Annotated in this window: 18 protein-coding genes and 1 other RNA gene; 2 read left to right on the top strand and 17 right to left on the bottom strand. The window is 71.2% G+C overall.

The window, feature by feature from the left end; translation table 11 throughout:
* Window positions 1-101 precede the first annotated feature (101 nt).
* Window positions 102-848 carry an SDR family oxidoreductase gene (locus tag AB0I53_RS25925; RefSeq protein ID WP_358607964.1) on the top strand — a complete coding sequence of 249 codons (747 nt, stop codon included), beginning with the start codon at window positions 102-104 and terminating at the stop codon, window positions 846-848.
* Window positions 849-1,418: 570 nt separating this feature from the next.
* Here AB0I53_RS25925 and AB0I53_RS25930 read toward each other — a convergent pair.
* The 12 genes from AB0I53_RS25930 to AB0I53_RS25985 all read right to left on the bottom strand — a co-directional run bounded on the left by AB0I53_RS25930 (window position 1,419) and on the right by AB0I53_RS25985 (window position 15,225).
* The gene (locus tag AB0I53_RS25930; RefSeq protein WP_358608156.1) at window positions 1,419-1,805 is read right to left on the bottom strand and encodes a DUF4326 domain-containing protein; all 387 of its coding nucleotides are present in this window, start codon (window positions 1,803-1,805) and stop codon (window positions 1,419-1,421) included.
* Between the two features lie 154 nt (window positions 1,806-1,959).
* Window positions 1,960-2,625 carry an NADPH-dependent F420 reductase gene (npdG, locus tag AB0I53_RS25935; protein WP_358607967.1) on the bottom strand — a complete coding sequence of 222 codons (666 nt, stop codon included), beginning with the start codon at window positions 2,623-2,625 and terminating at the stop codon, window positions 1,960-1,962.
* Window positions 2,626-2,703: 78 nt separating this feature from the next.
* Window positions 2,704-4,167, bottom strand: coding sequence for an RNB domain-containing ribonuclease (locus AB0I53_RS25940; RefSeq protein ID WP_358607970.1), 1,464 nt, complete (start codon window positions 4,165-4,167; stop codon window positions 2,704-2,706).
* A 4-nt stretch (window positions 4,168-4,171) separates the two neighbouring features.
* Window positions 4,172-4,357, bottom strand: coding sequence for a hypothetical protein (locus tag AB0I53_RS25945; RefSeq protein WP_358607971.1), 186 nt, complete (start codon window positions 4,355-4,357; stop codon window positions 4,172-4,174).
* Between the two features lie 70 nt (window positions 4,358-4,427).
* A complete protein-coding gene (locus AB0I53_RS25950; protein ID WP_358607974.1) occupies window positions 4,428-4,886 on the bottom strand; it encodes a hypothetical protein in 459 nt (152 codons plus the stop codon).
* 43 nt (window positions 4,887-4,929) lie between these two features.
* Window positions 4,930-6,024 (bottom strand): C40 family peptidase, encoded by a 1,095-nt coding sequence (locus tag AB0I53_RS25955; RefSeq protein WP_358607977.1) that lies wholly within the window; start codon window positions 6,022-6,024, stop codon window positions 4,930-4,932.
* 1 nt (window position 6,025) lies between these two features.
* Entirely contained in the window at window positions 6,026-6,604 is a 579-nt protein-coding gene (locus AB0I53_RS25960; protein WP_358607979.1) for a hypothetical protein, read from the bottom strand.
* A gap of 228 nt (window positions 6,605-6,832) precedes the next feature.
* Window positions 6,833-8,761 (bottom strand): hypothetical protein, encoded by a 1,929-nt coding sequence (locus AB0I53_RS25965; RefSeq protein WP_358607981.1) that lies wholly within the window; start codon window positions 8,759-8,761, stop codon window positions 6,833-6,835.
* A complete protein-coding gene (locus AB0I53_RS25970; protein WP_358607984.1) occupies window positions 8,758-11,643 on the bottom strand; it encodes an ATP-binding protein in 2,886 nt (961 codons plus the stop codon). The genes AB0I53_RS25965 and AB0I53_RS25970 overlap by 4 nt, the downstream gene beginning before the upstream one ends.
* Window positions 11,618-12,130 (bottom strand): hypothetical protein, encoded by a 513-nt coding sequence (locus tag AB0I53_RS25975; protein ID WP_358607986.1) that lies wholly within the window; start codon window positions 12,128-12,130, stop codon window positions 11,618-11,620. The genes AB0I53_RS25970 and AB0I53_RS25975 overlap by 26 nt, the downstream gene beginning before the upstream one ends.
* A 6-nt stretch (window positions 12,131-12,136) precedes the next feature.
* Window positions 12,137-12,430, bottom strand: coding sequence for a hypothetical protein (locus AB0I53_RS25980; RefSeq protein ID WP_358607989.1), 294 nt, complete (start codon window positions 12,428-12,430; stop codon window positions 12,137-12,139).
* A 578-nt stretch (window positions 12,431-13,008) separates the two neighbouring features.
* Entirely contained in the window at window positions 13,009-15,225 is a 2,217-nt protein-coding gene (locus AB0I53_RS25985) for a hypothetical protein (RefSeq protein WP_358607992.1), read from the bottom strand.
* A 342-nt stretch (window positions 15,226-15,567) separates the two neighbouring features.
* Here AB0I53_RS25985 and rnpB point away from each other — a divergent pair.
* Window positions 15,568-15,962: RNase P RNA component class A (gene rnpB / locus AB0I53_RS25990), an RNA gene on the top strand.
* A 266-nt stretch (window positions 15,963-16,228) separates the two neighbouring features.
* Here rnpB and AB0I53_RS25995 read toward each other — a convergent pair.
* From AB0I53_RS25995 to AB0I53_RS26015, 5 genes are all read right to left on the bottom strand, one after another.
* A complete protein-coding gene (locus tag AB0I53_RS25995; RefSeq protein ID WP_358607995.1) occupies window positions 16,229-17,215 on the bottom strand; it encodes a BadF/BadG/BcrA/BcrD ATPase family protein in 987 nt (328 codons plus the stop codon).
* Entirely contained in the window at window positions 17,212-18,465 is a 1,254-nt protein-coding gene (locus tag AB0I53_RS26000) for a 6-phospho-beta-glucosidase (RefSeq protein WP_358607998.1), read from the bottom strand. The genes AB0I53_RS25995 and AB0I53_RS26000 overlap by 4 nt, the downstream gene beginning before the upstream one ends.
* A 13-nt stretch (window positions 18,466-18,478) precedes the next feature.
* Window positions 18,479-18,781: a zinc ribbon domain-containing protein gene (locus tag AB0I53_RS26005; protein WP_358608159.1), complete on the bottom strand. Its 303-nt coding sequence runs from the start codon at window positions 18,779-18,781 to the stop codon at window positions 18,479-18,481.
* Entirely contained in the window at window positions 18,706-18,975 is a 270-nt protein-coding gene (locus tag AB0I53_RS26010; protein ID WP_358608001.1) for a helix-turn-helix domain-containing protein, read from the bottom strand. The genes AB0I53_RS26005 and AB0I53_RS26010 overlap by 76 nt, the downstream gene beginning before the upstream one ends.
* 81 nt (window positions 18,976-19,056) lie before the next feature.
* Entirely contained in the window at window positions 19,057-19,881 is an 825-nt protein-coding gene (locus tag AB0I53_RS26015; protein ID WP_358608004.1) for a carbohydrate ABC transporter permease, read from the bottom strand.
* Window positions 19,882-19,946: the final 65 nt, after the last annotated feature.

Genomic DNA, 19,946 nt, shown 5'->3' on the forward strand with positions numbered 1-19,946 from the left:
GCAGAACAGCTTCATCACGGGCCCGAGCAGTAAGTGCTTCATCACCCAGTACAACACCGCGCTGCCGCCTCCTTGCCCCGCCGCGGATTAGGGTTCCGGGCATGGATCTCGATCTCTCCGGACGCTGCTTCCTCGTCACCGGCGCCAGCAAGGGGCTCGGCTTCGCCACCGCCCGGGCGCTGGTCGACGAGGGCGCCAACGTCGTCGTGTCGTCCTCGTCCGAGGACAACACCGCCGCCGCCGTCAACGCGCTCGGCGACCGCGCCCGCGGGCTCGCCGCCGACATCACCGACCCCACCACTCCGCGCCGCCTGATCGACTACGCGCGGGAGCAGTTCGGGCGGCTGGACGGGCTGTTCGTCAGCCACGGCGGACCGCCCGCCGGGCTGCCCAGCGGACTCGACGACGACACGCTGCGCCGGGGCCTGGAGGTCGCCGCCATCGCCCCGATCCGGATCGCCCGCGAGGTCGCCGCCGAACTCGGCGATGGCGGCTCGATCGTGGTCCTGACCTCCACCTCCGGCGCGGAGCCGCTGACCGGGCTGGCCAGCTCGAACGTCGCCCGGCCCGCGACGCAGGGCTTCGTGAAGGACCTCGCCAACGAGATCGGGCCGCGCGGCGTCCGGATCAACGCGCTGCTGCCCGGCCGCTTCGACACCGAACGCGCCCGCCAACTCGCCGCCGGCAACCCGAAGGCGCAAGAGCAAGCCGAGCAAGCGGCGGCCCTGCGCCGGTCCGGAGACCCGGCGGAACTGGCCGCGGTCGCTGCGTTCCTGTTGTCCCCCAAGGCTTCCTACGTCACCGGGGCGGCCTGGACGGTGGACGGCGGGCGACGCGCCGAGATGTGATCAGGCGACGCTGTGCTCGTAGTGGCGCAGCGCGCGGGTGCTCACCCCGTTCGCCGGGCCAGCTCTCCGATCAGCATCTCCACCCCGCCAGGTTAGAGCTCCGTTGCCCGTGCCTCGTGCGCGTTTTGGATCGCTATAGAGGCTGTTTCCAAACTCGTCCTGTATAGCGGTGCGGGTGGCGGCCCCCCTGCGGGAGTCACCGCGGTCTTCTCGCTGTGGGATCCCCGACATCATGAATGGCCAATTCACCACGTCGGGGCTGTCCTCGCTGGGAGAACCCCGGAGGGGTGGGCACCGTGAACCCGCGGCGGTGCCGGTTGCGTGGGTGGGCTAAGCGGCTGCGCCGCTTCAAAGACAAAACGCCCGCGTTACCACATCCACACGTCACCACATCCAAAACAGCCTCTACAGCAGCCCAAAACGCTCACGAGGGCACTACCGCCCTGGCCGGTCGCGCAGCTTTGTACAGCGGCAGTGACAGCAGTGGTCAGGACCGCGCTCGCCGCTGGGATCGCTGCCGGGCCGAGAGTCGTGAGCAGGGCGCCGCCCAGCGCGCGCCGGCCCGCTAGGTCAGCCCGCGCGTTTGGCGAGCACGTCGGCGTGGCACGGCTTGGGCGCGCACCAGCAGCCCAGCGCGCGGCCGTTCAGCACGCCCTCGCGGAGCTCCGCGAGCAGGTTGGGCTGCTCGTCCAACCATTGCTCGTAGTGCCGGACCATCGCCTCGCGATCGATCTTCGCCTCCTTGAGGAACGGGCTGGCGAAATCCGACTCCGGCCAGTGGTGCCGCGGCCCGGCGTGCCCCACGTAGGTCAGCAGGCCCTGCTCCTCCAGCCACGGCACCAGGTGCTTGTGCGGGCCGTCCTTGCGCACGTTGACCACGATGGTGTGCCCGTCGAGCAGGGCGTCCGCCCGCTCCCGCTCGTCGTCGCTCCAACTGCTCGCCTCGTCCGGCAGCACCACGAACCACCTCCGTCGCTCAGGGTGCCGTCCCCGGCCGCAGAGGACAATTTCGCGCCGCCCGACGCCGATCACCCGGAGCCCGCGCAATTTCACGAGAAATCGCGCCGGCTCCGGGTGATCAGGGCCGATGGTGGGTGGGAGCGTCGCCCGATCAGACGTCGGTGATCCGGAGGCCCGCGTGCGCCTTGTAGCGGCGGTTGATCGCGATCAGGTTCGCCGTGAACGCCTCCACCTGGTGGGCGTTGCGCAGGCGTCCGCCGTAGATACCGCGCACGCCCGGAATCACGTCGGCCAGCTCGCGGACCACGTCGGTGGCCTCGCGGTCGTCGCCGAGCACCAGGACGTCCAGATCCACGTGGGTGACCGCGAGATCGGCCAGGGTCACCGCGGAGACGTGGTGGAACGCCGCCGTCACCCGGGACTCCGGCAGCAGCTGCTCGGCCTGCTGCGCCGCGCTGCCCTCCGGCACCGGCAGCGCGTACGGCCCCTTCTTGTCGAAGCCGAGCGGGTTGACGCAGTCGATCAGGATCTTGCCGGCGAGCTCCGCCTGCAGGGACTTCAGCGTCTCCGCGTGGCCCTCCCACGGCAGCGCGGCCAGCACGATGTCCGACGCCGCCGCGCATCCCGCGTTGTCCTGGCCGGAGACGTCGCCGCCCGCGATCTCGACGATCTCGGCCGCCGCCTGCTGGGCGCGCTCGGCGTTGCGCGAGCCGATCACGACCTTCAGGCCCGCCTTCGCCCACCGGATCGCCAGCCCGCGGCCCTGCGCCCCGGTGCCGCCCAGCACTCCGACCGTCATCTCCCGCACCTCAGCCACCCTCGGCCCCTTTCGTCGCCATCGACCATGCGTAACCCACGATCGACCTGAGGAGACCAATTTGCCACGGGGTGTGTGTCAGGCCACTTCGAACGCGACGTCGCGGCGCACCGGGTCGGCTTCCACGAGCCGCACCTGGACCTGCTGGCCCTCGCCGAGGCCGGTGCCGCTGCACCGCGCGATGACCGGCGGATCGGCCACGAACACCTCGCCGGCCGTGCCGTTGGGCACGCGCAGCACCGTCGCGGCGAACTCCTCGCCGACCCGCGACGCCAGCGACCAGGCCTGCGCCTGCGCGATGCAGGCCCGCTCCACCTGTCCGGCCATCCGGTCGGAGCTGCCCATCGCCGAAGGCAGCGCGGCCAGCGCGGCCTGCACCCACTCCGGTACTTCCCGGTCCGATGCCACCGCCAGGCACACCTCGGCGCTGTAGCGGTCGACCAGCCGCCGCAGCGGGGCCGTGACGTGCGCGTACGAGGCGCCGATGCCCGCGTGGTTGGCCTTCGCCGGCGCGCCGTCGCCGAAGGCGGTGTAGCCGGCGCCGCGCAGCAGACGGGTCGCCGCCACGTGCACGGCCAGCGCCTCCGGCTGGATCGGATCGAGCCCCGCGAGCGCGGCCGCGGGCGGCGTGTCCACCGGCCAGTGCACGCCGAGCCGGGTCGCCGACCGGCGCAGCCCGGCCACCGTTTCCGGCTCCGGATCGGGCACCGTGCGCAGCACGCCGATCCCGGCCGACAGCATCATCTCCGCCGCGCACATTCCGGTGAGCAGCGAGATCTCCGCGTTCCACGCCTCGACCACCAGCCGCGGCCGCAGCACGAGCCGCCACCCGCCGCCTCCGTCGGATTCGACCTGCTGCTCGGGCAGGCCGAGTTCGATCGCGCCGCGCAGCACCGCCTGCTCCCGGCGCAGCCGCCCGACCTCCGGCAACAGCTCGATGGACGGATGCGGGACGCCGAGCCGCAGGGAGCGCTGCACCCCGTCGTAGTCCAGTTGCGCGACCGACCGCACCAGCGCCCGCCGGACGTCGACGCCCACCGGCAGCCCATCGGAATCCAGATCGATCGTCCACAGCACCGCCGCGCGCACCTGGTCCGGCAGCAGGCTCGCGGCGTCTTCGGACAGCCGCGTCGGGTGCAGCGGAACGTTGCCGTCCGGGAGGTAGAGGGTCTGCCCGCGCCGCCGCGCCTCCACGTCCAGCGCGCCGCCGGGCACCACGAAGGCGGCGACGTCGGCGATCGCGTAGTGGATCCGGTAGCCGCTGCGCCACCGCCGGACCAGCACCGCCTGGTCGAGATCCTTCGCCCCGGGCGGGTCGACCGTCACCAGCGGCAGGTCGGTGGCATCCACCCGCGCGCCGGTCGGCACCTGCTGCGCGACGGTGTGCTCCACCTCGGCCAGCGCGGCTGTCGGGTAGTCGACGGGCAACCCCAGCTCGGCGCGGATCGCCGAGAAGTCCAGGCCCAGCTCCGGCCGGCTGCGGCCGGTCGGTAAGGCGGCGGCAACTCCGGTGCCACCCGGTGGGGTTCCCGCCGCCGCCACGAGCTCAGTCCTCGCTGTTCCAGCGCCGGTCGGTCTCGTCGGCCGCCTTGGTCCGCTCCTCGGCTATCTCCAGCGCGCGAGCCGCGGTCTCGCGGTCCGGGTACGGCCCCAGGCGCTCTGCAGCCCGGCAACCGGCCTTCGGCTCGACCTGCCGATGCGTCAAACAGAAGTACCAACTTCCGCGGCCCATGCATCGAGCCTCGCACGACGACGCGCACGTGTCACGCGCCAAGCGGCGACACGACCGGTATGTCCCAACCTCACCAGGCCGGCGGGGGCGGCGCGGCCGGGGTCGGCTGCGGGCCGCCGGGAGTCTGCCGCGGGATCGGGTCCAGGCAGGACACCAGCACCTGGTGCGTCTCCGGATTGTCGATGCGGCGCCCGTCCCGCATCCGGTACTCCAGCTCGCCGTTGTCGTCGACCTCGACGGTGCACCCGACCTCGGCGAGTTGGTCGTCGTCGAGGTCCACCAGCCGCTCGTAGCGGGACGGCACCACCCGGTACACCGGCCACTGCAGGTGCCCGAAGGCCTGGTGGAACTCCGCCAGCAGGTTGCTCATCTGGTGCTGCCACGGCAGCGGCATCGCCTCGGCCAGCGATCGCGGCAGCACCGCGTACCCGGCGTCCACGCCGGGCAGGGGCCGGGCCAGGTAGTCCCCGAGCGGAGTGCTCGACGCGGGCGGACCGGACGGCCGCGGAATCGGGTCTGGTGTGAACATGATCAACCCTTTCCGAAGGTCAGCAGGCCGCCGCCATTCTTACCTACCGCGCACCCCCGGCGGCAGGAGCTTGCACGCCCGTCGACGGCGTGTCGGCGGGCGGCGCAGGCGCGTCGGCAGGCGGAGCCGGCCCGGTCGACGGCGGCGCGGTCTGGCCCGCCGGCGGCGGATCGGTGGCCGGGCGCACCACCGTGGGCAGCAGCTGACCGCCGTCCCACAGCTTCGTCACCTCGACCGACTCGCCGGGCTGCGGCGCGTGCAGGACCTCGTTGTCGCCCAGGTACAGCGCCACGTGGTGGATGCCCTTCGGGTCCCGGCCGTAGCCCCAGAACACCAGGTCACCGGGCTGCGCCTGGGCCAGCGGGACGTGCACGCCGCCCTGGAAGTACTGCGTCTGCGAGTACTTCGGGATCTCCACCCCGGCCGCCTTCCACGCCTGCTGCGTCAGGCCCGAGCAGTCGAAGGAGTTCGGCCCGGCCGCGCCCCACACGTACGGCTTGCCGAGCTGGGTCTGGGCGTACTTGATGGCCTGATCGGCCAGCACTCCCGCGCTGGGCAGGTCCTCGCAGGCGCTGACGCCCTCGACGTCGCCCTCCACGCTCACCAGGTGCGCGGCCATCGGCTCCCACTTGTGGTAGCGCAGCGGGAACGCCGAGCGCTCCACCCGCTGGGCGGCTTCGCCGGGCCGCATTTCCTCCCAGCCGGGCACCGCGAGCAGGACGTCGTAGAACTTGTTGATCTGGTAGTCGACGTCGGTGACCTGCTGCACCGTGCCCCAGCCCATGGACGGCCGCATCTGGAAGATGCCCAGCGAGTCCCGGTCGCCGTGGAACAGGTTGGCCAGGTTCGACTCGGTCTTGCCCGCCTGGATCGCGATCTGCCAGGCCCGCGGCGGCAGGCCGCGCTGCTTGCCGATCTCGATGATGCGCTGGGCGATGCCGACCGACTCGTCGGTGAGCGTCGAGGCGTCCTTCTCGCCGCGCCCCGCGCCGTCGCCCCACGGCCCCAGGTCGGCGCTGCAATTCGACCAGCCCGCGCCGCGACCACCGCTGCCGACCAGCAGCGCGGTCACCGCGCCGATGCCGATCAGACCTGCGAAACCCGCGAGCACGACGACCGCAACCACGAGCTTCCGCATGTCAGCCTTCCTTGTCGTACTGGGCCACTCGCCAACCTGCCGGGGTCTTGTTCACGGTCACCGCCAGCGCGCCGATGTCGGTCGGCAGCCGCACCACCATCGAGCCCGCGGTGGCGTTGACCGCGCTGGCCGCGCCGGTGATCACGTTGCCCGCGTTGCTCGGGTCCACCGACGACATCTCGGTGAGGAACTCGTCGGTGGTGTACGGGCGCAGCTTGCTCAGCCACTGCTGGCGATCGGCGCCGACCGGGTGGTCCACCCACGCCTTGCCCCACTGCTCGACGATGGCCAGCCCGGCGGGATCGGGGGCGACCGGCACCGGGGCGGCCTGCGGCACCGAGATCGTCGGCGGCGCCTTCGTCCGGGTCGGCGGCGGCACCACCGCGGAGTGCTGGGGGGCCGTGGTGCGGGAAGCGGCCATGTTCGAGCTCGGCGGTGGCTCGGGCAGCAGGTAGCCGATGCCCGTGGCCACCACGGCGAGCACGATGACCGCGCCCACCAGGTGCTTCGGCGAGCGCAGCGGCCAGCCCCACAACCTGCGGTACACCGCGGCCCGCCCGCGGTGCGTCCGGATCGGCATCAGCTCCCCCTCTTGCGCCAGGTGCCGTCTTCGAAGCGGCGCAGCCGCTTAGCCCGCCCTCGCAACTCGCATCGCCGCGGGTTCTCAGGCGTCTTCTCGCGAAGACAGCCCCGACGCGTCGTATCGGACATACGTGTGTCGGGGATCCCACAGCGAGCAGGCGACGGTGATTCCCGCAGGGGGGCCGCCACCCGCACCGCAATGCAAGGTGAGCTCATGGTCAAGTCCTCAGCCATCGGCCACCTCCAGCCCTCGGGATGGCCGGTAGACCACGTAGACCGGACGGCCGGCCACGACCTCCATCTCCGCTCGGCGCGGTCCCGGCGGCTCCGGCGGGCCGGGCACCGGGGAACCCGCCGTGCGCGACGGGATCAGCACCGGATCTTCCTCGATCCCGTCCCATTTGGCATCCGCCACCGGGTTGGTATCGACGACTCGGCTCGTGCTCCGCGCCTCCGGCAGCGCCGCCGCACCGCCCGGTCGGCGCACCGCGCCTCCGGCCGGCAGCGCGGTGCCCGCGCCCGCCGCCACCGCTGTCGGCGTGTCGCGGTCCAACCGCTGCGCGGTCGCGACCGACATGTGCTGTGCCTCCGGCCGGCTCCGCCAGCGGCCGCGCTGCGGCGTCCCGGACTCTTCGTCGGGATCCATGTCGCGCACCTGGTCCCAGAAGTTGCCGCCGTCCTCGTCCGGCTTGGGGCGACCGCGGAACCGGGAGAACAGCCCTTGCGGAGCGCGCGGCATGGCGCGGCTGACGGTGCCCACCGACAGCTGGACCATCTGGCCGATCCGCCGGACCGGCTTGGCGACCAGCAGGAACACGATCGTCACCAGCGCGGCCAGCAGGATCTGGGTCAGCGGCGAGAAATTGCGCAGCGGGTCGAAGATCCAGGTCAGGATGAGTGTGTGCAGCCCGGCCAGCGCCGAGATCATCACCACGTTGAGCACCGCCGCACCGGCCACCCGGCCGATGGTGCGCAGCACCTGGTGGTAGATCAGCGCCACGAGGCCGATCAGCGGGCCTGCCAGGATCAGCACCCGCAGCAGCACCTGGGCGAGCAGGATCGTCGCCTTGGCAAGCAGCTGGAACGCCGCGTAGGAGAAGCCCTGCACCAACGCCAGCACACCGGCGCCGACGCGGCTGCCGTCGACGCCCTGGAAGTAGCCGTAGGAGCTGCCCATCTTGCCGGCGACGTCCTCGAACGCCTGCTTCTTCGGCTCCGGTGAGCCGGCGTCGGCCCCGGCGTTGACCTCCTGCTTGGTCCACGCCTGGGCGCGCAGCAGTTCCCGGCCGAGTTCCTGGGCTTGCGGCGAATCGGGCGAGCCGAACTCCCCGCGCAGCCAGTTGCGGTAGATGACCTGGTCGTGCAGCAACGTGGGCAGGGCGTTGCTCTCGTCGACGCCGACCTCCCGCAGGAACCCGGCCTGCACCGCCGATGTCCCGGTTATCACCACGTCGTCCAGCGCGTGCGTGTAGACCAGCGGCGTCAGGTAGGTCGCGGAGGCGAACCAGAGCCCGGCCAGCGCCCACATGCCGCGCTTGCCGATGCTGGCCAGGTCGCCCGACCAGATGTAGCGGAACAGCACTATCGCCAGCACCAGCGCGACCAGCCCGAACCACGGGGTGAACACGCTGTCGTAGAGCGCGACGGTGCCGGTGGCGATGACGTCGTCCAGCGGGTCCATCAGGTCGCCGTTGAGCAGCGCGTAGTGCAGGCCGTTGGTCGAGCCGACGAGGTTCTTGGCGATGTTGAACATCTCGTTGCCGAGCCACGTGTCGACCAGCGCGTTCGGGTTGGTCACGCCCTGCGGACCGCAGCCGAGGTCGTAGGTGTGCCAGACCAGCCCGGCGTAGCCGACCTCGTCGTAGGCACTGCCCGGGTTCCCGACTCCCATCGGCGCGGGATCCAGCGCGCCGACCATGCCCGAGCCGGGTCGCTCCGGGTTCGGCGCTTCCTTGCAGTCGGAGCCCTGGCCCCAGGCCGGGGCTCCGATCAGCGCCTGGAGGGCGATCAGCCCGGCGACGAGCGCGAACGCGCGGCGCTTCGGAGCCGCCGAAACGAGCCGCTCACGCCGCTTCCGGTGGCGGGAGAACAGGATCGCGACGACCACCGCGAGCAGCAGGGTCGCGAGCGCAGCTCCGCTGATCTGGCCGCTCACCGCGCGTCTTCCCCACCCCGCTCGCCCGGCCGGCCGGTCGAGCGCTCGCTGCCGTCCTCGGCGTAGCCGATGCCGACCGTTTCGAGCTCGAACTCGTCGAACGATTCGTAGTCGTCCGGATACTCGTCGCCCGAGCGCAGCGCGGGGGCGCTGGAGTCGGAGTTCGCTCCGTCGCCGGCGGGCTTCAGGGACCGGTGCTCGACGTAGTCGTCGGCGGTCGGCGTGGTGTCGAGCGCGTCGCGCAGGTGCTCCAGGTGCGGGCCGGAGAAGTCGATGCGGATCTTCTCCACGCCACCGGCGCCATCGCCGAAGATGAACTGGCGCGGCGAGCGGTCGCGCTCGGTGGCGTTGCGGGCCGGGCCCGGCCGGCGGCCGAGCGCCGCCACGACCTGCTCGTACCCGGCGCCGACCGGAACTTTGAGCAGCCGCAGCGCGTCGGCCTGCGCCTGCTCGTCGTCCAGCCGGCCGATGAACACCGAGTCCAGCAGGGACACGAAGCCCTGGATGCGCAGGAAGTCGGCCGGGATCTGGCTGGACAGCAGCACCCGGACGTTCCACTTTCGGGAGTCGCGGGCGAACCGGTTCATCAGCACCCGGCCGGTCGGCACCTCGGAGAGGAAGAACGCCTCGTCGATCCACACGCCCTTGCGCTCGTTCTTGGGCCGCTCGTAGATCGACCGCTGCGTCAGCCAGGCGGCCAGGTTGAGCATCTCGACGCCGAGCGCCTCCGCGTCGGTCCAGTGCTCCCGGCCGACGCCGTCCTTCGGCAGCGTCAGGCCGGCCATGGTCAGCACCGTGAGCCGGTCCTCGCGCCGCTCCGAGTACGGGTCGGCGTTGATCTCTGGGATCAGCAGCGACATCCGTTCCCGGATCTCGTCGAGGAAGTCGGCAACCACCACGGCGTGCTCGTGGTGTTCGCTCGCGTCACGGCGCAGCGCCTCGAAGACCATGCCCGGGTGGGCGTCCGGCCGGCCGCCGACGGCGCGGACCGCGCGCAGCAGCACGATTCGCGTCTGCGGCAGCCTCGCCACCTCGTACGGCAGCAGGCCGGTCAGCACGTCGAGCACCAGGCGACGCCGGGTGGCCGCGGCCAGCGCGCGTTCGCGGCGCCAGCTGCGTTCCGGGTCTTCTTCGTCGACGAAGTGCTCCAGGTCCGGCTCGGCGACCACCCGGTACGGGTTGAGGATGCCGGGCTGGGCGTTGAGCAGGTTGATCGGCCGGGCGTAGGGCCGCAGTTCGGGCAGCGTGCACAGCTCCGCCAGCGGGCCGGACGGGTCCAGCAGCGTCCAGTGCGCGCCCGAGCGCAGCGTCTTGTAGACGATTCCGCCGCCCAGGAAGGACTTTCCGCCACCGAGCCCGGCGACCATCGCGGTCAGGCCGGAGGCGTCGCGGATCTCCTGCGCCATCCACGGGTCCCAGGCCACCGGCCGCCGGGTCGCGGTGCAGGTCTCGCCGAGCAGGACGCCGCGCCGGTCGCCGACCTCCGCGGTCGCCTGCGGCACCGCGGACGCCGCCCAGACCACCGAGCCGCGGCGCAGGTAGGCGCTGTTGGCCAGCGGCTCGCCGGGGATGAACTCGCGGGCCATCGCGTACTGCGCTTCGGGGTGCTCGACGGCGATCTTGGGCTTGTAGAGGTCGAGGATCTGCTGCGCCAACCGCAGCGCGTCCCGCTCGGTGGGGCCGGAAACCGCCAGCCGCCACCAGGATTTGACGCGGGTGGCCAGCGCGGTGAAGCCGGAGGTCATCTCGTCGTCGACCTCGAGCACCCGGCCGGCCTGCCGGGCCAGCGAGGTCGGCGGCTCCAGGCCGTGCTCCTCGGTGTAGTGCCGGACCTGGGAGCGCACCTTGTTCATCTGCCGCTGCAGCTCGCCGCCGACGTCCTCGGGGCGCCGCACGTAGATCCGCGCGGACCACTCGACCGGCGCGGGCAGCCGGTCGGAGTGCTGCACCCACGGGTCGTCGATCTCCGGGATCTGCAGGCCGTGCGTCTGCCCGACGGTGAGCACCGCGAGGTGGCGGGTGACGCCCGCGTTCGAGCCGGTGCGGCCGCGCACCGTCACGGTCGGCGCGTACGGGTCTTGGTGCATGTCGGAGGCGTCGGTGAAGGACGCGAGGTCTTCGGGTTCCCACGGCGCGCCGGGCACCGCGGGCAGGTTGCGGGGCGCGGGCAGTCCCAGCGAGCACGAGCGGTGCATCAACCAGGAGATCTCCTCGGCGGTCACCGGGCGCCCATCGAGCCCGGCCGAGCCGATCACCTGGTCCAGGTGCTCGACTTCGCTGTCCAGCGCGACGAGTTCGGCGTCCACCGCCTCCGGGAACACCCGGCGCAGCAGCGGAGCGGCGCGCTCCACCGCGCGGTCCACCACGTTGCGGGTCTGCACCTGGACGCCCAGGTAGACCTCTTTCTCCGCCATGGAGCGGCCCATCAGCTGCTGCTGCTCGCCGACCATGTAGTCGTCGAAGGACAGCGCGCCGGGCGCGTCCGGCAGCGGGTAGCGCGCGTTGTGCACGTGCGCCTCGGCCCACATCCGGATCGGGTACGGCCGGTTGGTCACGCGCAGGTGCATCCAGCGGCCCTGCAGCTCGGCGTACTGGCCGGCGATCGCCGCGATCAGGTCCTGGCGCTGCGAGTCGGAGCGGAAGGACCAGCGTTGCGGGGAGAGCCGGTACCAGGCGAACACGTCCTGACCGGTGCGCAGCAGGTGGCCGTCGATGGACCGCGTGGCGATCGACGGCGTGTAGTTCGGGATGGACTGCTCGTCGCCGGGCCCGCGGCCACGTTTGCCCGGCTTGCCCTTCGCGCTGCGGACCTTGCCGTTCGAGCCGCGGGGACCCGGAACCTGGTGCGTGTTGCGCTCACGGCCTGGCCGGCGACCGAACACCGCGAACCTCCTTGCTACGCGTGCGCCTGCTGGGAACCGTGCTGCGGGCGACCGGCTGCTGCCTGGGTCGGGCGGGCCGCTGCTGTTGCGGCGGTGCCGGACGTCCCCGCTTGGACTTCTTGGGCCGAGGGCGCTGCGACTGCACCCTGATCCGGGCGGCGCTGGCGGCTCCGCCCGTGCCGGACGTCTTCTCCCGGGGCGCGGTGAGTTCGCGCAGCCACATCACGAGCACCGCGCCCAGCGGTCGCTCGTGTCCGATCCGGGAGCAGATGATCCGGGTCATGACGATCGTGATGATCACGGCCCACGCGGTGGAGAAGAAGTCGAAGCCGATGTTCATCCGGCGTTCCACGGCGAGCACGAGCAGGAACACCACGAGCCCCACGCCCCATGCGACGTAGCGAGCGCGCCACGGGAAGGTCGCCTTGGGCGGGCCGAGCCAGACCGCGTCGACCCGGTAGATCTCGTCGTCGGTCCGTATTCGCACGCCGGATCACCCGCCGGTGGTGCTGAACAGGCCCGCGATGAACGTGCCGATGTTCACGCCTGCGCCGTTCACGGCCAAACCGATGATCGCGAGCGCGACGATCACCCCGCCGACGCGGCGCATGACGCCCGCGTTGTCGCCTTTGCCGCCGCCCAGCCACAGCAGCAGGATCGCGACGGTGAGCAGCAGGAGCGGCAGCAGGTTCTCGAGGATCCAGCTCTGAATGCCTCCGGTGCCCACCTGCGTCTGCTGCGCCAGTACGTCCAGTTGCGCCAGAGTTTCCAGCGGCATGGCGGTCATCTCTTAACCCCTGATTGCGCGGAGTGTCGTCGGGTCGGTACCTCAGCCCGCCGGGCACGGCCCGGCACGCAGGTACGAGTAGAACATGACATGGTCACCAGAAGTAGTGGTTGCGAGTTCCGGTGTGGCGGAAACGGTGTCGCGGAGTCCTCGCCGTCACGCCGTGAATAGGCCGTTCGGGCGGGCCGCTTTCGGCAGATCATCGGGAAAAAGACGCCCACCAGGCCGGTTCTGGTCTGGATTCGTGTGGCTGTTCACCCGCTTGCGAGCCCCTTCGTAACACACAGTGCATGACTTCGGTGAGCCAGTGGATTTCCGCACATCGCGTCATGATGCACCCGACCGGATCACGCGAATGTGAAGCCACGGAGCCGGATCGAAACAAGGTGATCTTGGCGCGCCAACTCAGGGTAGCGGTTCGGGTACAGCGCCCGGCGGGCAGGGCGGCCGCGCCTGCCGCTCGGGTTGTGCACAGTGGACTGTCTACCGGCCACTTCCGGCCACTTCCGGCCACTTCCGGCCGGAATGCCGAAACGCCCCGGCCGCGAGGGCCGGGGCGCTGGCATCCGCCGATTGCGCTACTGGCTGACCCAGTAGGCGTAGGACTGGTAATCCGGATACGGGCCGAGGAATTCCTGCAGCGGGCCCAGTTCGACGGTCATCGTCGAGTCGGTGACCAGCTCGGCCGGGATCGAGAAGGTGCTTTCGACCCAGCCGCGCGGGTCGGCGTCGAAGTTCCAGACGCCCGCGACCTCCCCGTTCACCGCGACCTGGACGGCGCGAGAACCGGTCGGCTCGGCGCCCTGCGGCTCGGTCGCGTCGACGCGGCCGATGATCGTCACCGCGCGGTTCGGGGTCAGGTCGTGGAAGGTGAAGGTCTCGCCGCCGACGACGTGCCGGCCGCTGTCGACGACGTCACCGCCGTCGGGCCCGGTGACCGTCTTGACGTGGGTGCGCGGCTGGAAGCCCTGGTGCGCCGGGACGACCTGGTAGTCGTGCCGTTCCTCGTCGCGCAGGTCGGCGACGTTGAGCCGGTCGCGGATCTGCCCGTCGATGGCCGTCAGCGGCTCGTCGCCGGAGCCCAGCGCGTTCCAGTCCGCTTGGTAGATGGTCACCTTGTTGCAGGTCCGCGCGGCCTGGCAGGCCGACAGCCCGCCGAGCGGCGTGTGCGAGAACGTCGGCGACTTGAGCTCGAAGGTGATCAGCTCGCGGCCGAACAGGCCGGCCTCGCCGAGGCCGTGCACGCTCCACGAGTCGAAAATGGCGAAGTAGTCCGGTCGCCGGTCCTCCGGCAGGTACCGCAGTTCCTCGTAGAGGCTGCCGGCGCCGTGCAGGTTCGGCGTGGCGAACCCGGTGGTGGCCAGCCCGATCAGGTCGACCACGTAGCGGTCCGAGAAGTAGGTGATCGCGCCGACGTCGTTGACCGCGACGTTCGCCCCGCGCGGCAGGTTCCCCTTGATCCAGTGGGCGATGCTCACCTGCTGGTCGCGGATGCCGGCCGCCTGCTGGGCCTGCCGCAGGCTCCACGCCGGCAGCTGGGAGACCGTGAACAGCAGCGCCAGCACGACGCCGCCGGCCAGCACGGAGCGCCGCGCGCCGCCGGTGAACAGCTGCGCCGCCGTGTGGATTCCGACGACGGCGAACAGCAGCAGGATCGGCATCAGCGGCTGCACGTAGCGCATGTGGTGGACGTCGGCGAACTCCAGCGTCGACACCGAGGCCAGCACCAGCACCACGCCGATCCCGACGGCCAGAGCCAGGCCGCGCCACTGCGGGGACCGCCGGAACAGGCCGATCACGCCGATCACCGCGAGCAGCAGCGCGCCCGGGAAGATGTAGTCCTGAGTGGACAGTCCGGCGAAGGCCGTCAGGAAGGTGTGGAAGTTGCTGAGCACCTTGTCCGCGACTTCCAGCGGGTACACCGCGGGCATGTGCAGCAGCGACTTGGCCAGCACGCCGTTCTGCTCCGCCGAACCCGTCGCCGCCCAGTAGTACGCGTAAAGCCCGGCGGCGGCGTAGACCGGCAGGCCGATCCAGGCGATCCGCCCGATCACACGCGGCCAGGCGGCGCGGGTGCCGCGGGCGTGCGCGATCACGTGCCAGATCATCGCCAGGCTGAGCACGCCGGCGAACAGCAGCGCCTCGGTCCGGGTCATCGCGGCCACCACGGCGACCAGCGGCGTCCACAGGAACCGGTTCGTCGCGCGCTCGGCGGTGAACACCAGCAGCAGCGCGATCAGCAGGAAGGCGACGAACGCGATCTCCATGCCGCTGGTGGCGCCCCACGCCAGCGGGCCGCTGAGCGCGACGAGCAGCCCGGCCCAGATCCCGACCTGGCGGCCGGCGAGCCGGGTGCCGAGCCGGTAGGTGAGCGCGGCGGTCAGCGCCATGCACAGCGCGCCGAACAGCATCGCGAACGGCAGGAACGCCTCGCCCTGCACGCCCAGCGCGTAGGCGCCGCCGAGGATCAGCACGTAGAGCAGGCTGCTCGCGCCGGTGCTGATCGGGTCGCCGGTGTTGTACTGCAGGAAGTGCCCGGTGCCGATCTGCCGCGCGTACTGCAGGTGGATGTAGACGTCGTCGACGGGCGGGATGAAGTGCCACTGGTTGTAGGCCAGGTTGACCACCAGGAACAACACGGTGACGAGTAACGACAGCCCGCCGATCAGCCACGCGGCGGCATCCCGGAAGGGCCGGCCGGCGGGGCGGGTGGGCGTCCCGGCCGCGGTTTCGGCGGGCGACTCGGCCGGTATCTCGTCGTGTTCGTCGGCGCTGGGCGCCACGAATCTCGTCATGTTCGCTCCGAACGATGGATCAGCGCGTTTCGCTTTCGACGCGCGAGAAGAAAGAAGGACGCCGACTGGCGGCGCGAAGCGTCGGCGCGGCGTCGCGGACTCCCGAGAAACCGATGCCGCAGCGGCACCGATCGCCCCGACCTCAAGAACCCAACGCCGTCACCCTCCGCAACTGAACGCGCACGCTGGGAAACTTCGCAAAACGCCCATCGCGCGCACGCAGAGATTAGCCCGCCCGAGGGATCCGCCGATTGCCGGGTCGATCATGTGTTCCAGCGCCCGGGGCTGCGTCGACCACCTGCGCGGAAGGCCTCCCGGACCCTCTAGACTCGAACGCGCGGATGAGTCGGCCGGGTGACCGCGGCGGGAGCGATCTCGTCGAGGAAAGTCCGGACTCCACAGAGCAGGGTGGTTGCTAACGGCAACCCGGGGCGACCCGCGGGACAGTGCCACAGAGAACAGACCGCCCGGCGTTTTCGCCGGGTAAGGGTGAAACGGTGGTGTAAGAGACCACCAGCACCCCGGGCGACCGGGGTGGCTCGGTAAACCCCACCCGGAGCAAGGTCAAGAGGACGCCCTCGCGGCGTCTGCGCGGACGTTCGAGGGCTGCTCGCCCGATGTCCGCGGGTAGGCCGCACCGAGCCTGCCGGCGACGGCAGGCCCAGATGGATGGTCACCGACCGGGCCGGCCGCAAGGCTCCCGAGAACAGAATCCGGCTTACAGGCCGGCTCATCCGCCACAGCTTGTTCAGTTGTTCGAGGGCTCGGTTCGCATAGCGGTGCGGGTAGCGGCCCCCTGCGGGAGTTACTGCGGCCTGCTCGCTGTGGGATCCCCGACACACAAGTCTGGACCCATACGACGCGTCGGCTGTCCTCGCTGGAAGAACCCCGGAAGGGGTGGGCACCGTGAACCCGCGGCGGTGCAAGTTGCGTAGGTGGGCAAAGCGGCTGCACCGCTTCAAAAACCCGCCCTACCGCACTCCACTACATCCCGAACAGCCGCTCAGCCGACGGGCCGGGGCTCGGCCCCGGCCAGCCTGCGCAGGGCGACCGGGTCGGCGCCGATCCGGTCGAGGCCGAGCAGTCCCGCGCCGATCACCGGCGGCGCCTCGACGACGCGAACATCCACCTCCGGCGAGACCTTCGCGCAGCGGCGCGTGATGTCCGGCAGCAGCCGCCGCCCGGCCCCGGCGAGCACCCCGCCGCCGAGGACCACCACCGCGGGCCCGTCGAGCAGCCCGAGTCGGCGCAGCGTCACGGTGGCGAGCAGCCCGATCTCCTCGGCGAGCCGGTCGACCAGCTCGCCGGCGATGGCATCGCCGCCCTCGGCGACCTCGAACAGCACCGGGCACAGCCCGTGCAGCGCGGTCGCGGGCAGTTCGTCGAAGTGCAGCGCCTCGACGACCTCCGCCGCGGTGCGCACCCCGAAGTGGGCCAGCACGGCGGGCAGCAGTTCGGTCGGCGCGCCGCGACCATCCTCGGCGCGCACCGCCCACCACAGCGCCTCCTGCCCGAGGAACGCCCCGCCGCCCCAGTCGCCGGAGATCCGGCCGATCGCCGGGAAGCGGGAGGTCCGGCCGTCGGGCGCGACGCCGACGGCGTTGATCCCGGCACCGCAGACCACCGCGACACCGACGCCGTCGTCGGTGCCGGCGCGCAGCAGCGCGAAGGTGTCGTTGTCCACCGTCGCCGAATCCGACCAGCCGCGTTCTTCGATCGCCCGGCGGAGTTCGAGCTCTTCGCGGGGCAGGTCGGCCCCGGCCAGGCACGCCGCGGTGTGCGCCGCGAACGGCGACGCGGGCGGCAACCCGGCCCGGGCGGCGGCCTGCCGCGCCAGGTCGGCGAGGCTGTCCAGGCACCGCTGCACGCCGACGTGCTGGGGCGATGCGCCGGGCCCGCGCACGGCGGCCAGCACCGACCCGTCGGCGGCGACGAGCAGCACGTCGGTCTTGCTGTTGCCGCCGTCGATGGCCAGCACCGCGGGCTTCATCGGGCCCACGGCAGGAACGGGGCGTTGCGCCGGACCAGTTCGTCGGCCAGCTCGTCGGCGACGGCGTGCTGACCGATCAGCGGGTGCGCCAGCAGCGCGTCGGCGACCCGGTCGCGGCCGCCGCGCAGCGCCGCGTCCAGGGCCAGCTGCTCGTATCCGGCGACGTGGCCGATCAGGCCCGCCAGCGCGGGCTCCACCGGCCGCACCGGCAGCGGCCGGGCTCCCATTGAGTCCACAGTGGAGTTGGTTTCGACGACCATGTCGTCCGGCAGGAACGGCAACGCGCCGTCGTTTCGCACATTCACCACGTGTTCCGCCGGGCCGCCCGCGGTCAGGGCGTGCACCAGCTGCACCGCGGCCTCCGAGTAGTAGGCCCCGCCGCGCTGCGTCAGCTCCTCGGGCTTCCTCGTCACCGACGGGTCCGCGTACCGCTTGAGCAGGTCGCGTTCGACGTCGGCGACCACGGCCGCGCGAGGTGGCGATTTGCGTTGCTGCGCCAGCACTTCGTCGTGGGCGTAGAAGTACTTCAGGTAGTAGGACGGCACCATGCCGAGCCGCCGCATCAGGCCGGGCGGCAGGCCGATGTGCCCGGCCAGCGCGTCGGCGTGCTCGGCCAGCAGCTCCGGCAGGACGTCGCAGCCGTAGACGCGGACCCCGCGCACCCAGGTGAGGTGGTTCAGGCCGGTGTGCTCCAGCCGGACGGCGTCGGGCGTGACGTCGAGCAGCTGCGCGATCCAGCGGCTGAAGGTGATCGCGACGTTGCACAGCCCGACCGCGCGATGCCCCTCCGCCAGCAGCGCACGGGTGACGATGCCGACCGGGTTGGTGAAGTTGACGATCCAGGCGTCCGGCGCGACGGCCCGCACGTGCTCGGCGATGTCCAGCACCACCGGGACGGTCCGAAGCGCCTTCGCGAGGCCGCCGGCACCGGTGGTCTCCTGTCCGATGCAGCCGCAGTCCAGCGGGAACGTCTCGTCCCCGAAGCGCGCCTCCTGGCCGCCGACGCGCAGCTGCAGCAGCACGGCCGACGCCCCGCTGGCGGCTTCCACGACGTCCGGCGTGGTGCGCAGCCGCGCCGGGTGGCCCGCCTCCTGCAGCAGCCGGCGGCAGAACGCGGCGACGACCTCCAGCCGCTCCGCGTCCGGATCGACCAGCACGATCTCGTCGATGGCCGGCTCCCGCCGGGCCGCGAGACCGTCGATGAGTTCGGGTGTGTAGGTGGAACCGCCGCCCACCACGGTTAGTTTCATCGCTGGCTACCGTTCACGAAGTGTGTGGACACGTGTTGTGAGCCAGCACCTTGCGGTGCCGGCGTTGGCCCGCGCTGTTGAGCGCGGGTCTTCCCGTGGCGATACCCGCTGCCCGCGTATTGCGGGGCTTGTGTGGGTTTCCGTCGGGCTCGTTTACCGTCGCCCCGCAACTCGGGGAGGACGTCGTGGCCTCAGCAAGCTTGGCGAGGTTGTGGGCCGCGTTGAGGTCACGATCCAAGCTCATCCCGCAGGAGGAGCAGGTGAAAGCACGGTCGGACAGGCGCAGCTTGGCTTGCGCAAGCTGTAGGCCGACCAGCTCACAGACGGCGTCAACTCATCACCGTCCAGGCCGTACGATGCTTCGGCTTTCCGCTGATCACGGTTGGCTTTGATGCGGCCCAGCCCCCAGTTGAACGCGAACCGCTGCGCACCACAATGCGACCGCAACGCCGACTCCTGCCCAGGGTTCGGGTCCAGAGCGAACCGGTACGCCTGCAGCGCCGTCCTCATCACCGAGAACAGTATCGACCGGCACCGACAACCTCCACGATCTACCAAATCATCAACCTCCTCCCCCCTCGACACATTCCGCTACCCCTTGACTCCGGTGAAGGTGATACCGCGGACGAAGGCTCGTTGCGCGAACAGGAAGAGCACGATGACCGGCAGCATCACCAGCACGGTCGCGGCCATCGTCAGGTTCCACTCCACCCGGTGCATGCCGCGGAACGACGCCAGCCCGACCGACAGCGTCCAGGACTGCTGGCTCTCACCGGCGTAGAGCAGCGGGCCGAAGAAGTCGTTCCAGGTGTAGAGGAAGCAGAACATCGCCGCCGCGGCGATGCCGGGCCGCGCCATCGGCAGCACGACCCGCAGCATCGCGGTGAACTCGGAACAGCCGTCCACCTTCGCGGCGTCCACGTAGGACTGCGGGATGGTCAGGAAGAACTGGCGCAGCAGGAAGATGCTGAACGCGTCGCCGAACAGGTACGGGATGATCAGCGGCCAGATCGTGCCGGTGAGCTCGAAGCGGGTCCACACGATGTACAGCGGCACCGCAGTGACCTGCGGCGGCAGCATCATGGCCGCGATCACCAGCACGAACGCGGCGTTGCGGCCCCGCCAGCGCAGCTTCGCCAGCGCATAGGCCACCGGGATGCTGGAGATCAGCATGAACGCCGTGGCCAGCACCGAGTACAGCAGGCTGTTGGTCAGGTATTGCAGCATCGGCGCCTTGGTGAAGACCTCACCGAAGTTCTCCCAGTGCCACTCCTGCGGCCACAGGTCGGCGGTGAGCGCCTGCTGGTCGGACATCGCCGCGGTGAGGAACACGAAAACCAGCGGCAGCAGGAACATCAGCCCGAGCGCGATCCCGACGCTGTGCACCGCGACCCAGTACAACCGGCCGTGCGACATCAGCCCACCTCCTTCCTGGTGCTCGATTTGCGTGGCGGTGCGGGTTGCGGAACCTCGGGCGCCCG

It is taken from the genome of Saccharopolyspora sp. NPDC050389 (assembly GCF_040655595.1).
Classification (GTDB): domain Bacteria; phylum Actinomycetota; class Actinomycetes; order Mycobacteriales; family Pseudonocardiaceae; genus Saccharopolyspora.